The sequence below is a fragment of the Butyrivibrio sp. WCD3002 genome, assembly GCF_000424265.1.
Lineage (GTDB): Bacteria > Bacillota > Clostridia > Lachnospirales > Lachnospiraceae > Butyrivibrio.
Genome location: NZ_AUJO01000007.1, coordinates 68,049 through 84,862, shown reverse-complemented (window position 1 = coordinate 84,862; position 16,814 = coordinate 68,049). Strand labels below are relative to the sequence as shown.

Annotated in this window: 20 protein-coding genes; all 20 read right to left on the bottom strand. The window is 38.7% G+C overall.

Translation table 11 applies throughout. From position 1 onward, the window contains the following. Positions 1-21 precede the first annotated feature (21 nt). The 20 genes from G608_RS22445 to G608_RS0109655 all read right to left on the bottom strand — a co-directional run bounded on the left by G608_RS22445 (position 22) and on the right by G608_RS0109655 (position 16,805). The gene (locus G608_RS22445) at positions 22-744 is read right to left on the bottom strand and encodes a GNAT family N-acetyltransferase (protein ID WP_081677380.1); all 723 of its coding nucleotides are present in this window, start codon (positions 742-744) and stop codon (positions 22-24) included. Between the two features lie 8 nt (positions 745-752). Beyond that, positions 753-1,271: an isochorismatase family protein gene (locus G608_RS0109750; RefSeq protein WP_026495871.1), complete on the bottom strand. Its 519-nt coding sequence runs from the start codon at positions 1,269-1,271 to the stop codon at positions 753-755. Continuing rightward, the gene (locus tag G608_RS20730; protein ID WP_051209115.1) at positions 1,268-2,128 is read right to left on the bottom strand and encodes an ADP-ribosylglycohydrolase family protein; all 861 of its coding nucleotides are present in this window, start codon (positions 2,126-2,128) and stop codon (positions 1,268-1,270) included. The genes G608_RS0109750 and G608_RS20730 overlap by 4 nt, the downstream gene beginning before the upstream one ends. 75 nt (positions 2,129-2,203) lie before the next feature. After that, complete coding sequence (locus G608_RS0109740) at positions 2,204-2,425, bottom strand: hypothetical protein (RefSeq protein WP_026495870.1); 222 nt, start codon at positions 2,423-2,425, stop codon at positions 2,204-2,206. Positions 2,426-2,475: 50 nt separating this feature from the next. After that, entirely contained in the window at positions 2,476-3,960 is a 1,485-nt protein-coding gene (locus G608_RS0109735) for a GNAT family N-acetyltransferase (protein WP_026495869.1), read from the bottom strand. 609 nt (positions 3,961-4,569) lie between these two features. After that, positions 4,570-5,442, bottom strand: a complete 873-nt coding sequence (locus tag G608_RS0109730; RefSeq protein WP_026495868.1) for a helix-turn-helix domain-containing protein — start codon at positions 5,440-5,442, stop codon at positions 4,570-4,572. A gap of 47 nt (positions 5,443-5,489) precedes the next feature. Further along, positions 5,490-6,767: an RNA-splicing ligase RtcB gene (locus G608_RS20725; RefSeq protein ID WP_051209113.1), complete on the bottom strand. Its 1,278-nt coding sequence runs from the start codon at positions 6,765-6,767 to the stop codon at positions 5,490-5,492. 10 nt (positions 6,768-6,777) lie between these two features. Next, positions 6,778-7,257: an MraZ N-terminal domain containing protein gene (locus G608_RS22440; protein WP_051209110.1), complete on the bottom strand. Its 480-nt coding sequence runs from the start codon at positions 7,255-7,257 to the stop codon at positions 6,778-6,780. A 94-nt stretch (positions 7,258-7,351) separates the two neighbouring features. Continuing rightward, positions 7,352-9,148, bottom strand: a complete 1,797-nt coding sequence (locus tag G608_RS0109715; protein WP_196810173.1) for a vWA domain-containing protein — start codon at positions 9,146-9,148, stop codon at positions 7,352-7,354. A 49-nt stretch (positions 9,149-9,197) separates the two neighbouring features. Beyond that, positions 9,198-10,283 (bottom strand): AAA family ATPase, encoded by a 1,086-nt coding sequence (locus G608_RS0109710; RefSeq protein ID WP_026495866.1) that lies wholly within the window; start codon positions 10,281-10,283, stop codon positions 9,198-9,200. Next, positions 10,280-10,909 (bottom strand): peptide chain release factor H, encoded by a 630-nt coding sequence (prfH, locus tag G608_RS0109705; RefSeq protein ID WP_026495865.1) that lies wholly within the window; start codon positions 10,907-10,909, stop codon positions 10,280-10,282. Before prfH ends, G608_RS0109710 begins: the two co-directional genes overlap by 4 nt. Beyond that, positions 10,910-12,004, bottom strand: a complete 1,095-nt coding sequence (locus tag G608_RS0109700) for an RNA-splicing ligase RtcB (RefSeq protein WP_051209165.1) — start codon at positions 12,002-12,004, stop codon at positions 10,910-10,912. A gap of 573 nt (positions 12,005-12,577) precedes the next feature. Next, entirely contained in the window at positions 12,578-12,820 is a 243-nt protein-coding gene (locus G608_RS0109690) for a hypothetical protein (RefSeq protein ID WP_026495862.1), read from the bottom strand. Positions 12,821-12,848: 28 nt separating this feature from the next. Beyond that, the gene (locus G608_RS0109685) at positions 12,849-13,058 is read right to left on the bottom strand and encodes a hypothetical protein (RefSeq protein WP_155833264.1); all 210 of its coding nucleotides are present in this window, start codon (positions 13,056-13,058) and stop codon (positions 12,849-12,851) included. 26 nt (positions 13,059-13,084) lie between these two features. After that, positions 13,085-13,237, bottom strand: a complete 153-nt coding sequence (locus G608_RS23230) for a hypothetical protein (RefSeq protein WP_155833263.1) — start codon at positions 13,235-13,237, stop codon at positions 13,085-13,087. A gap of 378 nt (positions 13,238-13,615) precedes the next feature. After that, positions 13,616-14,128, bottom strand: a complete 513-nt coding sequence (locus tag G608_RS22435) for a hypothetical protein (protein ID WP_051209107.1) — start codon at positions 14,126-14,128, stop codon at positions 13,616-13,618. Positions 14,129-14,147: 19 nt separating this feature from the next. Then, entirely contained in the window at positions 14,148-14,441 is a 294-nt protein-coding gene (locus G608_RS0109670) for a hypothetical protein (protein ID WP_026495860.1), read from the bottom strand. A gap of 2 nt (positions 14,442-14,443) precedes the next feature. Continuing rightward, positions 14,444-15,478, bottom strand: coding sequence for a replication initiator protein A (locus G608_RS0109665; protein ID WP_026495859.1), 1,035 nt, complete (start codon positions 15,476-15,478; stop codon positions 14,444-14,446). A gap of 21 nt (positions 15,479-15,499) precedes the next feature. Beyond that, positions 15,500-15,895, bottom strand: a complete 396-nt coding sequence (locus G608_RS20710; protein WP_035795279.1) for a replication initiator protein A — start codon at positions 15,893-15,895, stop codon at positions 15,500-15,502. Then, positions 15,885-16,805, bottom strand: coding sequence for a ParB/RepB/Spo0J family partition protein (locus tag G608_RS0109655; RefSeq protein ID WP_026495858.1), 921 nt, complete (start codon positions 16,803-16,805; stop codon positions 15,885-15,887). The genes G608_RS20710 and G608_RS0109655 overlap by 11 nt, the downstream gene beginning before the upstream one ends. Between the last annotated feature and the right edge of the window lie 9 nt (positions 16,806-16,814).

Here is a 16,814-nt window from a genome sequence, read left to right as displayed (position 1 = left end):
CGAATCATCATTGTCCCATGGCTACTCACAAAAAATAATGTCATCCTCGGAATCATCAAGAACGGAATGTAATTTGCCAGTTTCATTATCCGTCCTGTTTCCACATAATTCGCAGCAATAATCATACCCATTATCGTAAAGTGTCATTGGAGAAGTATTGCCGCACGCATCACATTTCATGACTCCCCATTTTTCCATCGAAAGACGCATCTCATGCCACATCTTACCGCCGCGTCTTATATCTGTCTTTCCCAGGTCATTAAAGCGAAGTTTTTCAAACATGTGGACTTTCATTGGATGACAAAGCAGAACAGCCCTTTTTCTTCCGTTCTGAAATTCATTGATGCAAAGAGTATAGACCAGTTGCTTCTCTATTCCAGCGCCACGATAATTTGGAATTACATTTACCGCCATAATTACTAACGTATCTCCATTGGGGTTATAAAAAGCAGAATCCTTATAAAATGCTTTTCGAAACGTTCTTTCATATGTGGGAAATCCTTGAACAAAGCCAACGACTCTTCCTGTTGCTGTTTCTACTGCCACTAAAGTCATTTCAGGGACCAACGTTACTGTTTTCAATATTCTTTCTCTATCGCTGGGGACTTTAGGAAGTGAGCAGCATTCTTCAATATCCAGCACGCTATTTAGTTCTTGTAGTTTGATGCATCTAATTTCTATACCTTCTTTTGTCTGTGAATTATCAGCAATCATCCTTTCCCTTCTTTCTTTTCGTAAGTCCATTAGCGGTTTTATAAAACATCAATTCCGCATCTTTCCATTACTCTGACGGCTTCATCTTGGCAAACGATATCAGTAGCCAGACAACAATTCAAATCCACACGTATCTTTGCATCAGGAACCATCAAACGTAATAGAAATGCATTTGAAATAATACACCTATCAAGCAGAGCTCCTACAATTTCAATCTCTAGCTTTGTTTGTGACACTTCCTCTTCAATGATTTTTGCTAGTTCATATGAAAAATCATTTCCTTTATCAATGATACGAGCACCATATATTGCCTTTGATATACCGTCCTCAATTTCCCACTCGGGGTTACCTTGACAATAGTCTCCTTTTGTTTCCCGGCATGCTATTATGTTATCTTTATCAAATTCTTTTATTTTCTTTTTTATTGACTCAACTACTGAATTTGCTTCGTCTGGATCGGATTCAGATTTCAAGGCAATCAGCTCTTTCTGCATATCAATAATTATTAGTAGTCGTTTTATATCATTTTTACGCTGACTATTTCTCAATAATTTCAAATCGAAAATACCTGTTCTCCAAAAATTTTGTTTTTCATGGGCATAACAACCGAATTATAATAGACAAGGTCTTCACTTGTTATCATGTGATATCTAGCAATGTTCTCAGCAGCACTATTTCTTATCTCCTCTGGAATAGGATATATTACTTCTGCCAGAGCCCCTGCCATACATGCTATGGTGTCACTATCACCGCCGATTGATACAGCATTTCTTACAACATCCTCATAGGATGTACCTTCAAGAAATGCGATAATTGCTTCCGGGACAGATCTCTGGCATGAAACATGAAATGTGTATGTAGGGCGAATTTCATCAATAGTTCTATCAAGATCATATCCAAAGGTTGATGATATATACTGTTTTACATCATCTTTTGTTTTTCCACTTCTCAAAAGATAAATACCTGCAGCAATAGCCTGCGCACCTTTTATTCCTTCCGGATGATTATGTGAAGGTAAGGCAGTAATTCTCGCTATCTTAAGAGTTTCCTCCAGAGAGTCACAGAACCATCCAACCGGTGATACTCTCATAGCGGAGCCATTCCCATAACTTTCATAAGGTTTTCTATTAGGATTCTTTAGCCATTTTCTAAATCTTCCTCCGTATCCAACATCAGGATACATTTTTCCATACGAGACCATATACTTCTCACATGCATCATATAGCGCTTTTTCCTTTTCCTCGCTATCAATAGGGATTTCCACAAAATCATATAATGCTTTAGAAATAGCAATTGTCATAATGCTATCATCTGTCGGTAAGCTGTACTTTGTTAGGAAAAAGAACCTTTTATCCTTTATATTGTCAAATTCATACAGGCTTCCAACCATATCGCCAATTATAGCTCCTATCATATGCATTCTCCTCTCATTTTGGTGTTAGCATATTTAGTTATTTCTAATGCTTTTGTGCCGCATTGTCATGCTTTATCAGTTGTTTTTCTGCCCCTCAACATTTGTTTTTCTTATGTCTTGATATATAATGTCTGACGTTACCTTTTCCATATTTCTTTTGATCATAACCAATAATGGGTCCGATAACATATGCCCAATTCTCTTTACTATCAGCGGTGGGACATTCTTTAACGTTGTCATTCTTACACCGTCAGTTAAATCAATGGGGTTGTAGATATCAATATATTTTCTTCGCATATGCTAGTCTCCTTCCCAATAACCTGTCTTGAAAGTACTCTATATATTAATTATAAAAAAAGGATGGACACATGCTGCCCATCCTTCCGATAATTATCATTTTCTACTTTTTTAATAGCCTCATCAGCAGTAATACTACCCTCAGCAACATATCTTATCAAAACCTGATATAGGTTACATATTGTAATTAGACATTGAATGATTTCTTCTGCCTCTCCTTGTGATACAGCTCTTCTCCCTACCATATAATCATAAGAAATGCTCACTCCATCTTCATCGCTTTCAAATTTTACATATTTTATTGCACCATTCATATAGTTCAAAAACTTGAGCATCTCCAGATTATTATTCACTCCACTGTCACATTCAATATATGCTAGTGCCTTAATGCTATCTGCAAATCGAGCTATCATAAAAGGAATATTCTGCCCATCGAAGTCGAAAAAGAATTTATATATTGTATCTCCCTCATCATTTTCCTTGTTATAACTAATTTCAAGACCTTCAAAAGCTTCCTCAATAGCACTTTCTATCGCAACATCAAAAAATATTTCATCATTATCCTTAGAGACGGAAGTACTTACCATGCCCATACTGGCATTCCCATTGGTTCGCGCTCCAATCAGTTTTCTAATTTTTGCCAGCTGATCATTTTCAGAGTCCGCAATTTCGCCGTGATTAATATGATTGAACCCACCTTCATATTCTTGCCACTCACACAAGAAATATCCTCTAAGTTCATTGTCATATTCAACTGTATACATAGCATAGTCCGAGAAGTCATCCGTGTAGTAATAGACAATTCTCCGGCAAAGCATATGAATTTTTTCTTTTGGAAGTGTTATTATAGAAAGCTTATATCCGTCATATCTTTTTTCTTCGCAGTTAAAATCACTGCTACTATAATGTCTTCCAAAATGATGACAATATGTGTAATAAAGGTATTCCTTACTTAGGTTTGCAATAAAACTCTGCCCTTCTTCAAAAAAATAATCTCGTAAAAATTCATGTTCAATATGATAGCGCTGTTTATCCAGTATTCTTGCATCCTTTTTTGGTGTTATAGACAGCTTCATATATTCTCTATTTGTAGTCAGCCCAACAGATTCATAAAACGCTTTTGCAGCCGTATTGAAATCATAAACATCTAATGTTATGAAGTCCATCCCTTCATCCTCTGCTTTAGCCTTAACCACTTCGAACAATTTTGTTGCTATTCCCCGGCGCTTATAATCATCACCGACAAAAATCTCAGCTATCATAATATTATTCTGGAATATCTGATCATGAGAATTTACATCATCATAAAAACAAATAATGCAGCCCACAACATTTTCATCCGCTTCTGCAACATATGCAAAGCACGGATTTTCATCACATAAATCCTCATAAAAATCATCTTCATAGTAGTTTTGAACTGGAACGAAAAAATCGGGATCACCATTAATGTGGTATTGCTGATCCTGCTGCATAAGTTTTTCTACAGCACCCTTATCTGTAATCTCATATTTCCTGATGTTTACATTATTATTCATATGCACTTACCTCGTAAAAAGTTAGAATCAAATATCTGTCATACTTAATAAACTAATACCCTCTTTGCTATTTGCTATTGACAGTAGTTATTTATAATCATATAAATAACGTAATCTTGATATAAAAATTATAACATATAGAGAACCAATCACTTGGAGGTTTTAAAAATATGATAATCCAAATAATAAGCATTATTGTTGGAATAAGTATTTTTTAGACACACAATAATTAGTCTTATAAACAAAGAACGCGATAGGAGAATCGATAAAGAGCTATCAAAGCATGGCATTCTGGGTGCAATTGGAGATGTTTTCTTTAGGGGAATAATTGAAGGGATAGCCAATAACGTTGTCAAAGATACACTTGGTTTATGGTATTATGTCTTGTGCTATATAATTCCATTTATTATTGGTATAATAGCCAAAAAAGTTACAATGATACTATTAAATAAGGTATTTTGATATCCTATTCCGACCATTAGAATCAACAACTATCAGACACTACCAATGTTCCTTTCAATATTATTTGTTCTAAGTTGTTGTTAGAGAACCTTATTAGAGATAATGATAAATAATGAGATGGCCATAATAGGTCCATCTCAAGCGTTTTTAATAATTTTGGCGTATTTCTCTTTCAATTTCTTCAATTGAATTACTTAATTCGCTATCTGATTTCTTTTGTTCTTTTATTCTGTTTATTCCATTCATTACAGTAGTATGATTTCTTTTTCCTAAAACGCACGATATTTCTTCCAAAGACATATCAGCCAGTTCACTGCAAAAGTACATAATTAGCCGTCTGGGAAGAAGTGTTTCAGAGTTTCTATTATTTGATCTGATTTTTTCTTCACTAATCCCATACTTATCACATACCTTTTTTATAATTGTCTCGGCTGTGACTCGGTTAGTATAAGCCTTTCTCTGATCATTGATCCATAGAAGTATCCCTTCCATAGCATCAGATTCCCGAGTGTCAGAAGATTCATTATAAGAAGTCTCTGCAACATCTTCACTTTCGTTGTATAAAGATTCTAATTCTTTTTCTGATGTTGAAAGGCCCATCGATACTGCCGCTATAGAATCAGCATATCTATCCACTATTTGTGGAACACTATAAATAAAGGTCTCGAGCATTTCATCTGTTAAAACTGCATCACCTTCCAACGGCAATGTACGTATATACCGGACTTCATTATCTTCATCTATTTGCCAAATTCCTCTACTGGCTTGGCTATTAATTGCAAACAGCAGCATTATCAATTCTGTTTTATTCTTTGAAATAGCTCCAAGATTAGGACTACCTACTATTAAGCAATCAGAACCCTCTTCATCAACCAACAGCCTTATATCAGTTTTGCAGGTCACAGAATCGTCCAACTTAAAACAAAGGTCAAAACGATGGATGTCCTCAATATACTCATAATGCAGTTCTTCCTTATCAAGATACTCAGTAATAGTTTGTACTATATTTTCAACTAACATGTAATTTCCTCACTATACATTCGTCCTTTTCTCCTACGTGCAGATATCTATTCTTCCTCAGCTAGCGCTTCCTTTTGTATTTGTCTTTCTGTCTTTTTAATGGTTGTACTGTTAGCCTTGAAATTGTAAATTGGTTTAATTACCTTTACAATATCTGCAGTAGGTTCAATGTTTTCAACAATATCATCCATACCCTTGTATGCAAATGGGCTCTCATCAAGAGTGGAATGGTTAACACAAGTAGTATAAATACCTGCGTCTTTCATGGTTTTCTCAAACTCTTCAACAGTAAATCTATTGAAAGCTTCTGTTCTGGAATAAAGTCTTCCTGCGCCGTGAGGAGCTGAGCAGTTCCAATCATCATTGCCTTTACCTATACATATCAACGAACCATCCCTCATGTTGATTGGAATAAGCAGTTTTTCTCCAACCTTAGCTGAAACCGCACCCTTACGTATGATATTGGATTCATGGTCAATATAGTTATGAACTGTTGTGAATTCACTGACAGGATTAAAACCATAATGTTCAATTATCTGTTTTGCAATCATGTGCCTGTTCTCATCAGCAAATTCCTGACATATCTTCATATCATAAAGATAGTTCTGACTATACTTGCCAGTAAGGAAACATAAGTCCACCGGAACATCCGGAGATGTCTGCCTGAAATTTCTATGAAGTTCCATAATAACATCATGGATTTCTGCTCTCCTACCAGCAGCCTTATATTCTTTCTTGATTCGCTCTTCTTCGTCCCAAAGCGCTTCTTTGCCAGTATGTATACCAATAGCCTGTTTCTGATAAATATCACATACCTGAATACCAAGCTGCCTGCTCCCAGTATGAATTACAAGGTACTTATTGCCTTCCTCATCAGTATCTATCTCTATGAAATGATTCCCTCCGCCAAGGGACCCTATAGCTCGCTCCATCTTTCTTGTATCTTCAAGTTCTCTGAAGCATCTCATTTCCTGGATCTTTGGAAATCTCATGAGTCTGCCTTCATTGACTTCTCTACCGGAAGGCACATAAGTCCTGATTACTTCATCAAGCCTGACAAAATCTATATCCACTTTTCCCAGCTCAACAGTCAGCATTCCACAGCCAATATCTACACCGACGATATTTGGAATAATCTTATCTCCCAAATCTGCCGTGAACCCTATAACGCAACTCTTTCCAGCATGACAATCAGGCATTATTCTGACCTTAGCATCGCGAAAAGGCTCCTGATCAAGCAAGCTTCTTATTTGCTCAATACATGTATCTTCGCAATTATCTATGAAAACCTTCGCTGTATTATATTTTCCTGTTATTATCTGCATAGCACCTCCATCATAGCTTCTTTAGCTTTCCAACATCAATCAATGCAGCCTGATACATGAGTCTTGCCCTTAATTCCTCAACACCACTTATACAGTCAATGCTTTCCGCGTTTTCTGAACTGATGATCTGAGCAAATCCCGCCTTTCCTCTGATGACTGCCCCTTTTTTTATTTCAGCAAACCTTATTAAATCCATTGGCAACATCATTACCCATTGATTATCAACAAATGTATCCGTTGCACTGGCAATAAAATATCTCACCAAAATTCTTTTTTCAGAAGCGTCCATTGGCAAAGAATCAAGCATATTCTCAAATAGTTCCCATTCATCCCATGTCATCATAAATAAACTTGATCCGAAGCCCCTGGTAATCGTAAATGTATTGCCAGGGATAATCGTTCGATTCCAATTCAGCTTTGTTTCGATTCTCTTTTCATCTGCAGAAGATAAACTAAATCCATATTGGTAATTGCTTTCTTCTTTTCTCACATGTCATCCCTTCTCTGCAAAAGCAGTTGGCTCAACCATCCCTATATATTAATTATAAGATATGACATGGCCACCATCTGTCCATATGTGCCCACTACATGTAAAACACATCTCCTCTCGGTTTAAATGGCAATCTGCATCCTGCAGGAAGAATGTATGCGTGTTCCCTCTTAACATCAAGATGTTCTTCAATCCATCCATCAGTGATAATGAGTACCGGTCCATCTTTTGGAAAATCCTGTGCACTCTGCAGAAGGTCAACTGCCGGTTGAAGTTTAGTTCCGCCTCTTCCGACCACTTTTACTCTTCCAGCTATGTCATCTGGTGTCATGTAACCTGCGTCATATGCATTCGCATCGCAGAAGATGACTCTTGCAGCAGGAACGTCCCTTGAAGCAGCATAGCTTGCTACTGCTCCAAGTGCTTTTCCTATTTCTGAAGGCTCCATAGAACCGGAAGTATCTATGATTACACCAAAAGTCCTTGATGCATCTGCAGATTCTGTAACCACATATCTTGCCCTCGGAATATCCGGAGTGCAGCTCTGTCTTCTGCTTGGATGTGCATAGCTTCTGTGCTTTTCAAGCGGTCTGATATGAGCATTGAACCATTCAGAGAGTTTTACATCCCACGGAATAGGTGGGACAGCCAGTGCCCTTATTTCTTCTACAAGCCCTGCAGGGATAAAGCCTCTTCCTCTTCTTGCTGTTTCATATTCAAGTCCCTGAGAAAGAGCATTTCTATAGAACTCATCAAGTGAAACACCGCCCCCTGCCTTTCCAAAACCTCCGGGCTTACCTCTTCCCATGATGTCCCCACGACCATTTCCTCTAAACGTATTCAGCTTCTGGTACTTTCTCATATCGCGGATTATCTCATCATAGATCTCTTCAGCAGACTTGTTCTTAAGTGCAGAATCATATAAGACACCTTCAGGCATCACTCCTATCTGCATCTCGAAAAGCCATCCATTTATCACGTAGTCAGTGGCTATATTCCAGAGATACGGATCCCTTCCTGCAGAACGAGTATGATGGAGAAGTGCAGCGTGAAGAAACTCATGAGCCATGATAAATCTCCATTCATTCTCAGAAAGATTCTTTGAAGTGTTTATATAGATGATTCCTTCATAAGCATCCACTGCAGCTATGCTGATGTCATACTTCCTGCATTCTTCGATATCATCAACAATCTTGAAAGACGCTGCTATAGCCCCCAACAACGGGAAAGCATTGATAAACCATCCCGCTATCTGTCTTCCGAAAGAATCATCATTCTCATGATCTGCTACATAGTTGATAACTCCCGAAACTGACTTTGCAAGATAATAAGCAAAATCTGCTGCAAACTCGTTTTTCTCCTGCTCTCCCCATCTGTTTATGCCATATTCGATAGGAACATCAAGCCCCACCATGTCCATCGAGTCCATTGCTCCGACACCATAAATATGATTGTCCTCATCCCAGTGTTCTCTCAGAAGATACTCATAGATCTTATTTTCATCTTCCATAATACTGAAAGGAATGGTTCCAACAGGAGACTGGTTAAGTGTTTCTCCAAGCTTGATGTCATGAAGGAACCGGTCTACATATATATCACAGGCAACATTCCACAACTTTTTATTGAATCTGGCCTTTTTTACCTTGTTTCCTGAAGCATCTTCCTCTATATATCCAGGTACTTTATCGAGATCATAATGTCCGAAACAGTTGTGAAGTATGCAATGTGCAATGGCATAAGCCCAGTGTTTTGGTGGGAGGGAAACGCTTTTATTGACCAAAACCGTACCATCAGCCTTTGAACAGGCCGGTGTTTTCCTGCCAAGCTCGTTCTTTCCTACAATCCTAAGATTGTAAAGTACAAAGTGGCGGAACACATCATTCCCTTCCACAATTTCTATCCCCTTGTTTAATTGAACTAAATTAAAATCTTCTCTTTCTTTATGCTGTCTTCCCATCCTTGTTCTTCTCCTGTGCAACGAGCCTTGGGAGATCCCTTACAATCTCGATCATGAACCACTCGGGAAGGATCTTTCCGTCATCGTCAGATACCACCATCTGTGCAAGCTCATAATTGATCTGTGCAAGTTCTTTCAAAAGAGACTTTGCCCTGTGAGCAAAATACTGTGTCTTCTTATCAATCTCAGATTTCTGCTGAGGAAGATCATGAAGGATCCTCGCTCTGAAAGACTGTGCAAGGAAGTAAAGAACATCCCTGTCCTCAGGCTTATCAGGCCATCTTGCTTCGCCCTTGATGATATCCTCAAGAAGGTACTTGTTATCGAGCTGCTTTACAAATGCCGCAAACATTCCTGCATGGCTTGCTGAAATGCTGCCATATGCAAGCATCCTTATTGTCTCTATTGGGATGTCCTTCTCCCCGGCTCCAAATTCCTTAAGTGCATCACTCAGCATATGCCATGATCTTGGTGTAGAAAATGGTTCCTCTGTCTTTGGAGGCTCTGCAAAAAGGTGATCAGGGCGCTGGCTGATGTAATCAGTAACCCAAGTGTGGATTCCATTTCCATAGGCCCATGTAAGCCAATTCTTAACATCAGGCTTTAACTGAACATGAAACATTCTGTTAATAAGTGCGCTGGACATAGTCTTTACAATAGCCGCATCCTGTGTTCTGTTTCCAGCACCGATTACAATACTTCCCTCCGGAAGATGATATTCTCCAATCCTTCTTTCATAGATAAGGCTGTAAAATGCTTTCTGTACCTCCTGTGAGCAGGCATTAAGCTCATCAAGGAAAAGCACATATGGCTCTTTTCTTGCAATCATCTTTGGAGGCAAAAACTCTGATGTCTCTCCTCTTATCTGTGGGATTCCGATGATATCCTCAGGAGCCAGCTGGCTTCCGAGAAGTGATACACACTCAAGCCCAACCTCAATTGCAAACTCTTCCACAAGTGCTGACTTTCCAATACCAGGCGCTCCCCAAATAAATACAGGACGCGCCGGTGCTATGTTAAGTAGTATTTCCAGCAAGTCTTCCTGGTTTACTGTTATAGGTAAATTCATAAACTATCGTTCTCCTCTTCTTCATTAACGTAGGTAAGTCTAAAGTTCTCACCTTCATATACACGTATAGGGTTTCCGCGCACAATTTGCGCATGTTTACTCCAAGCATCATTCTTCTGTCTGTCCCTACTTGTCGCATTCATTTCTCTTAAAACAGCGGACAACTTTTTCATGGCATCCTGCTTGTTTGCAAACTGTGAGCGTTCCCTTGTTGACGATACTGTGATTCCTGTAGGCAGATGAATGATTCTTACTCCGGTTTCAACCTTGTTAACATTCTGCCCTCCAGGACCACCACTATGAAATTTTTCAATTCTTAATGTATCTGCTGTCAGTGTTTCACTGATTTCTTCTGATTCCGGAATAATACTTACATCTACAAACCAGTTTTTTCGCTTATGCCCCGGTCTATACTTGCTCTTGCAAATCCATTGCATTGTTCCTTCAAGTTCTGAAAGATCCCGCTCTGTAGAAAAGATAATCGATGAAAAAGCTCCATACACCTCACCTTCTACTGCGGTTATCATCTCTATATCCTGAAATTCCTTTTCCAGAGCTTTATATATTCCTCCAACAGCAGCCCTGCATTCAACAGGTCCCATGCCTGAGCTTATCTGTAATATCATTTATGCATTTCCTCCCTTGTAGTTATAAATAGGCTTAAGGATCTTACTGATAGCTACAGTATCCTCAACGGTCTCTTTTATGTAATCGACTCCCCTGTATGCAAAAGGGGCTTCGTCCAAAGTATCCTTGCTTATGCATGTGGAATAAACTCCTTTCATTGACGCCTTAAACTCAGATACTGTGTGCGTGTTGTTAGTTACCTCTCTGGATGCAATTCTTCCTGATCCATGTGGCGCTGAATTATTCCACTCTGCGTTACCCTTACCTTTTCCTAGGATTACTCCATCTTTCATGTTGATGGGTATAATTACATCCTCGTTTTCTTTGGCTGATATAGCCCCTTTTCTGAGTACAGGTACTCCCTCCGAAAAATCAACATAGTTATGTATGCAGGAAATCACATCCTTTTCCTTCCATTTCATACTTTTTATGATTTCTGAAGCAATAACTCTGCGGTTTAGGCCAGCATATTCCTGAACTACCTCTAGATCATGAAGATAGTCTTCCATTAAATCTCCTGTGAGATATGTCATCTCATGGGGAACATCTGTTATTCCCTGCTTTTTAAGACTCTTCTGACCTGCAGAAATGTAGTATTCAGCTACTTCTTTTCCTAAGTGCCTACTACCGGAGTGGATGATCATATAGACTTCCTTGTTTTCATCCTGGTCAAGCTCTATAAAATGATTACCTCCGCCAAGTGTACCTATGCTTAAAAGAGCCTTATCACTACGGATGTGCTTATAGCAGCGCAGCCACTCCAAGTCAAAATCAGCAGCTCTGTGCACAGTGCTTCTTATCTTAAATCCCACCGGCACGTTATCTCTTATAACTGTGTCCAGCTTCTGAAAGTCACCACGGATCTTTCCAAGCTTCACTGCAAGCATTCCGCAGCCAATATCGATGCCCACAAGTGAAGGAAGAATCCTCTCTCCCACTGTCATGGTAAGTCCAATCGGCCCCACTTTTCCCGGATGAACGTCAGGCATAACCCTTATTACTGAGTCTTCTGAAGCCTTGTTGTCACAGATCATCTGCACCTGTGCAAGGGCATACTGATCCACACTAGAGCCTTCCAGCTCCTGATTGCACATAATATGTGCTTCTGTATAAATTCCTTTTACTGGTAACAAAATAAAACCTCCGCAGAAGTGTTCTTCGTATTTTTGAGCACACAAAAAACACCTCCTAAATACTCAGAGGCTTACATCTGTCCTACCATATCAATAATCCATGAATAGTCTGATTGAACAATCAGGAAAATAGACGGCGGACAATCATGCCTCTGTCATTTGTTAAGTTAATAGTTGCAAAAGTCGTCATGTGTTTCATGATCGTCCTCCTTTCTGCTCATAGCGAGCAACTTGAATATCTTTGTTACATTTAGCAGTATATCACATCAACTGGACATATAAAGTCCATTTGATAAACTTTTTTCATTTTTTATAATTTATCCAAATCAACCGCGCCATATTTCTGAATATACCAGCTCCTGAAATGCTCGTGATTCTTAAAAGGATTTCTGCCAGAATCCCTTCGATAAGACTTTTCTATAGATTTAAAACCAATTACTGCTGTTTTATAGCTTTTGGTAAATGTCTTCTTGCTCGAAGAACTCATTTGTCCTAACACATTTGCAAACAATCCCATCCTAATACCTCCGTTCCTTACATAAAATCGAAGTGTAAATCATCATCTTCATCGAGATCAATAAAAACAAATCCATATTCATCCTCGTTCTTGGATGCCCTTTCTGTTTCATTTACATTGTAGTTATCATATATTTTATGCTTTTTCTTCCTGCCTTTCTTTTTATGAAAGATGACAAAAGCAAGCAAAATTAGCTCTGCTGCAATTATCATGGCGATTATAAACATTATCAGCTCAAAATTCTGAATCATCATATCCATAATCGTATTCCTCCCCTGAATACAATACTCATTTTCTAATCTTCTTAGAAGAACACTTATGTGCTAGTTTATCTACTCCAATTGCCATTAAGCTTCCTCCTATGGTTCCTATTAGAAATGCGCCTACCTGAGTTGCAATCTTCACTTTATTACTGCATGGAAATACCAATATGAAATCTGTATAATCACCATATCTGTTCATATCAATCATCATTCCTTTCATATCTTTCAAATTCATAATCCGCATCCAATTTAGTTGCAGACCTATAGACAACTACAACATTTTCCTGCTCTGCAACTCTCAAATTCTTTATGCGATTTTTCTGCATCTTTGAGCTTATCTCCTCCACGAATACAGATTGTATCCGCAGCGACTTCTATCCTGTCTTCATAAACTCTTGCTGCTACAACGCTCATCGATCAATTACCTCCACGAAAAAACTATGTTCAAACACCGCTCTCGTCAGAACTACACTGTTCATAATATGGACAATTCACACAGAAAGATCTGCAGCCGCGATTATCCTTAATAATGCAATTCTTAATCCAAAATATAAGTCTCTTCATAGTGTTTACCTACCTTTCACAACTAAAACAATCAGTTCATCCCCCACTATTTGAGCCATCTATTCTGTTTATGTTTATATGCTAACAAATACCAAGGACACGTTTTGTCCTTCAGTAAAAAAGCAAAAAAAATAAAAAGCAGTCATAGCTGACCGCTTTTTATACCCTTTTATACGTCTAAAACAACCAATAGCTTTATCATTGTAATCTTTTTATTTAGAGCATATTTTATGCAGCCATTGTCTCCTGTCGCCTATAGCAAAGTTCATATAGTTCAAATGCCAGAGCTTCTGCAGCTTTGAAGTCCTTTATCTTTTGGCCTCTGACCTGCCATAACCTGTATTTATCACAATATATCCCCCAACTATCATATCTCCCTTTCACAAGAGTAATGTATGTTCCCTTATATTTCTTGCTATATGAGCCCTTTAACGGATTATACTTCCAGGGCTTCTTCAGAAAATTCTTCTTTCGAAGAAGCTTGTTTTTCAAAGCATTCTCAGCCTTTCTTGGATTCTCATAATCCCCGGACATCCTCTCTGCGCATACACAGCCTACTCTCAGTTCCCTGAAATAGTTCGCGTGCTTCATGATATGCACGTAGCGTATTTTCTCATTTCCGCACATTTCACACTGCTCATATTCGATTTCATCGCTGGACGAAGTTCCATCCCCAACATCAATTACTCCTTCACACTCCCATCCTTTGTGCGGTACTCCCTTAACATCCCATAAATTCATCGCTATCTCCCCCTCTTCTTCAAGACGCCAGTATATTGCTGAGTTTGTCTGTAATATCCTCAATCGCAACACCCACTGCAACCGCGCCAAAAGTCACAAGGAATGCCGCAAAAGAGAATGCAACTCCCATAAACACTGCATCCCACATTTTCATACTAATGTACATCACGATTATTCCCAGCATCAGCAAGTAAAACAGACCAAGAATCAAACAGCCGATCTTGGACAGAACACCTACCCAACTCTTGATAAAGCACATGATCAAAAATACCGGAAACAATGCAATTTTCAGTAAAAGCTTTAAGATAAACATAATCAACCCTCCATCAATTCTTGATTTTCAGTTACGCCGAAGCCATATCTCATACCATGATTGACTTCAGCAGTTATCTGTGCAACGTGTGTTGTAGACACGTTATACAGCATCGTCAGCAAATATGCTCTCGGATTCTTTGGCACCTCAGTAAGGTTTTTCCAGCTTGCTACAACATCCTCGATGAGCATGTTGTCAAGCTTCATGAATCTCCCCTTTACCGAGTTTATTTCCCTTTCCTCGCTGCCGATCCATATCTTTGGGCGGTTAGAAGTAAGGACATCAACCAAAAGGTCCTCTATTCCCCGTATAATCCCCTCATCCTCCGGAAACCTCTCGCACAGTACATCCGTACCAATCTCCTCTCTGACATAAGCCCTTGTAGCAGTTTCTTCAGCATCTGATCTCATCCCATCCATCTTGAGAGCTATATTATTACTGGGATAGATACGGATAAGATTATTATTATAATTATTTTTATTAATATTATTCTTATTACGTCCCAATTCTTGGTATTCTGGAGCCCCCATATCTGTGACTTCTGAGTCCCAATTTTGACCTTGCTGGTTTAGTTTTTGGTATTCAGAAATATCCTCTTTTTTGCTTGAATCACAAATTGTGAGTTTCTGCACTTTTTCCGAATTTTGGTTTTCAGGTGCATTTGTATCCACATTTTGTTCTGCCTCAACAATCCTCATGACATATATTCGTGATGGTTTGCCCTGCCCCATCTTCACACGCTCTATCAAACCAATCCCTTTTTCAGAATCCAGTTCGTCAAAAAGCTTATATACGGTATTCTTACTTAAGCCCGTTGCCTCATGAACATCTTCCCAATCGTAGAAAACATAGGTTTTTCCTTCCTTATCAACCATGTTATTGATGGCAGAAAGTTTCATTCTGTCCAACAGTAACGCATACAGATATCTTGCATTGACCGATACCTTGTTCAGCACAGGATCACTGTGAAAACATTTGGGAAGTGCCATATAACTGTTTGATATCGGTTCCCTCCCATTAAAATACTCAAATTTCATTTTATTTCTTCTCCCCCTTCCTTATTCCAGAGATGCAATTTTTGCATCTCTGGAACAGTTTTCCTCATCCTTGTATATAAAGTTCTTCACGTAGTACAGATTAGGTTTTCCCTGACCTCTTATACAGATATCAATAATCCCGATATCTTCCAATTGCTTCAGTGCTGTGCTGATTGTTCTTGTTGAAAGTCCTATATCTTTATGCATCTGTTCAAGTGGATATACCACGTAAAGCCTACCTTCTTCATCCCGCCAGCCATTTCTATTTGCCAGCCTTATCCTTTGTAGCAGGATTCCATATACAACCTTTGCTTCTATAGACAGTGGTTCAAACGCATCATCAATAAACATAAGCAGTGGAATTTCTACCATGGCATACTGGAATGCCTGTCGTCCGTAATGATAATCAAGTTTCATCTGCCATTTCCTCCTGTTCTTCCTTCCACTTTGCAAGGAGCTCAAGGATAATCTTTTCACGCTCCCTTGAAGGCATATGGGAAGGGAAATACTTATTTAATTTTCTTTCTGACAATGAGACCTTTCCGTTTGTTTTAGGCTCAGGCAACGCACTGTTCAAAACCTGTATAACTGGGTACTGTTGCATATTTTCAAGATTCTTCTGCGCCTTAAGTGCTTCTATCTGTTCTGGTCTGAGAATGCCATTTTCTTTTCGGTATTCATAAATCCATTGCTGGACTTCCTTATCAAAGAAAGAAATATCATAGCCCATTCCTATTGAAATAACTTTTTCATCAACCATCTGCATAAGTTCAGGAATCAGATCTGTGAGCTTTACATATTTTCTGACCTGCCTATCTCTTAGTCCAAATTCTTCTCCTACACTGTCGCCGGTCAACTTCTGGCACTCAGTGCCAGAAGTTCCATTGAGGTCATTTCTCTTTCCCTGCTTTCTGACAATATCCATCTTCATTTTCAGAGAATAAGCTCTCTCGCTAGGTAAAATCTCTTCTCGTTGGACATTTGAATCCACCATGATTATTACTGCTTCATCATCGGACATTTCTTTTACAATCGCCGGCATAACCTCAAGTCCTGCCAATTTAGCGGCATGCATTCTTCTATGTCCTGAAACCATCTCATAGCCGCCCTGTTTGTCCGGTCTTACAAGTACTGGAGACAAAATCCCATTTACCTTAATACTCTCTACAAGTTCCGCCATCTTATCATCATCAACTACTTTAAAAGGATGATCTTTAAATGGATGTACCTTTTTAATCTGTATTTCTTCGGTACCTTCTTTAAATTCCGGTGCTCCAAGAAGCTCATCTACTGATTCAAAATGTATCTTTTCTCTTTTAGCAGCCATATCTGATTA

Coding starts and splice junctions, on each gene's coding strand:
- G608_RS22445 (WP_081677380.1), bottom strand. CDS start 744: ATGGACTTACGAAAAGAAAGAAGGGAAAGGATGATTGCTGATAATTCA.
- G608_RS20730 (WP_051209115.1), bottom strand. CDS start 2,128: ATGATAGGAGCTATAATTGGCGATATGGTTGGAAGCCTGTATGAATTT.
- G608_RS0109740 (WP_026495870.1), bottom strand. CDS start 2,425: ATGCGAAGAAAATATATTGATATCTACAACCCCATTGATTTAACTGAC.
- G608_RS0109735 (WP_026495869.1), bottom strand. CDS start 3,960: ATGAATAATAATGTAAACATCAGGAAATATGAGATTACAGATAAGGGT.
- G608_RS0109730 (WP_026495868.1), bottom strand. CDS start 5,442: ATGTTAGTTGAAAATATAGTACAAACTATTACTGAGTATCTTGATAAG.
- G608_RS20725 (WP_051209113.1), bottom strand. CDS start 6,767: ATGCAGATAATAACAGGAAAATATAATACAGCGAAGGTTTTCATAGAT.
- G608_RS0109710 (WP_026495866.1), bottom strand. CDS start 10,283: ATGAATTTACCTATAACAGTAAACCAGGAAGACTTGCTGGAAATACTA.
- prfH (WP_026495865.1), bottom strand. CDS start 10,909: ATGATATTACAGATAAGCTCAGGCATGGGACCTGTTGAATGCAGGGCT.
- G608_RS0109700 (WP_051209165.1), bottom strand. CDS start 12,004: ATGTGCAATCAGGAGCTGGAAGGCTCTAGTGTGGATCAGTATGCCCTT.
- G608_RS0109690 (WP_026495862.1), bottom strand. CDS start 12,820: ATGGATATGATGATTCAGAATTTTGAGCTGATAATGTTTATAATCGCC.
- G608_RS0109685 (WP_155833264.1), bottom strand. CDS start 13,058: ATGAATTTGAAAGATATGAAAGGAATGATGATTGATATGAACAGATAT.
- G608_RS23230 (WP_155833263.1), bottom strand. CDS start 13,237: ATGAGCGTTGTAGCAGCAAGAGTTTATGAAGACAGGATAGAAGTCGCT.
- G608_RS22435 (WP_051209107.1), bottom strand. CDS start 14,128: ATGAATTTATGGGATGTTAAGGGAGTACCGCACAAAGGATGGGAGTGT.
- G608_RS0109670 (WP_026495860.1), bottom strand. CDS start 14,441: ATGTTTATCTTAAAGCTTTTACTGAAAATTGCATTGTTTCCGGTATTT.
- G608_RS0109665 (WP_026495859.1), bottom strand. CDS start 15,478: ATGAAATTTGAGTATTTTAATGGGAGGGAACCGATATCAAACAGTTAT.
- G608_RS20710 (WP_035795279.1), bottom strand. CDS start 15,895: ATGAAACTTGATTATCATTACGGACGACAGGCATTCCAGTATGCCATG.
- G608_RS0109655 (WP_026495858.1), bottom strand. CDS start 16,805: ATGGCTGCTAAAAGAGAAAAGATACATTTTGAATCAGTAGATGAGCTT.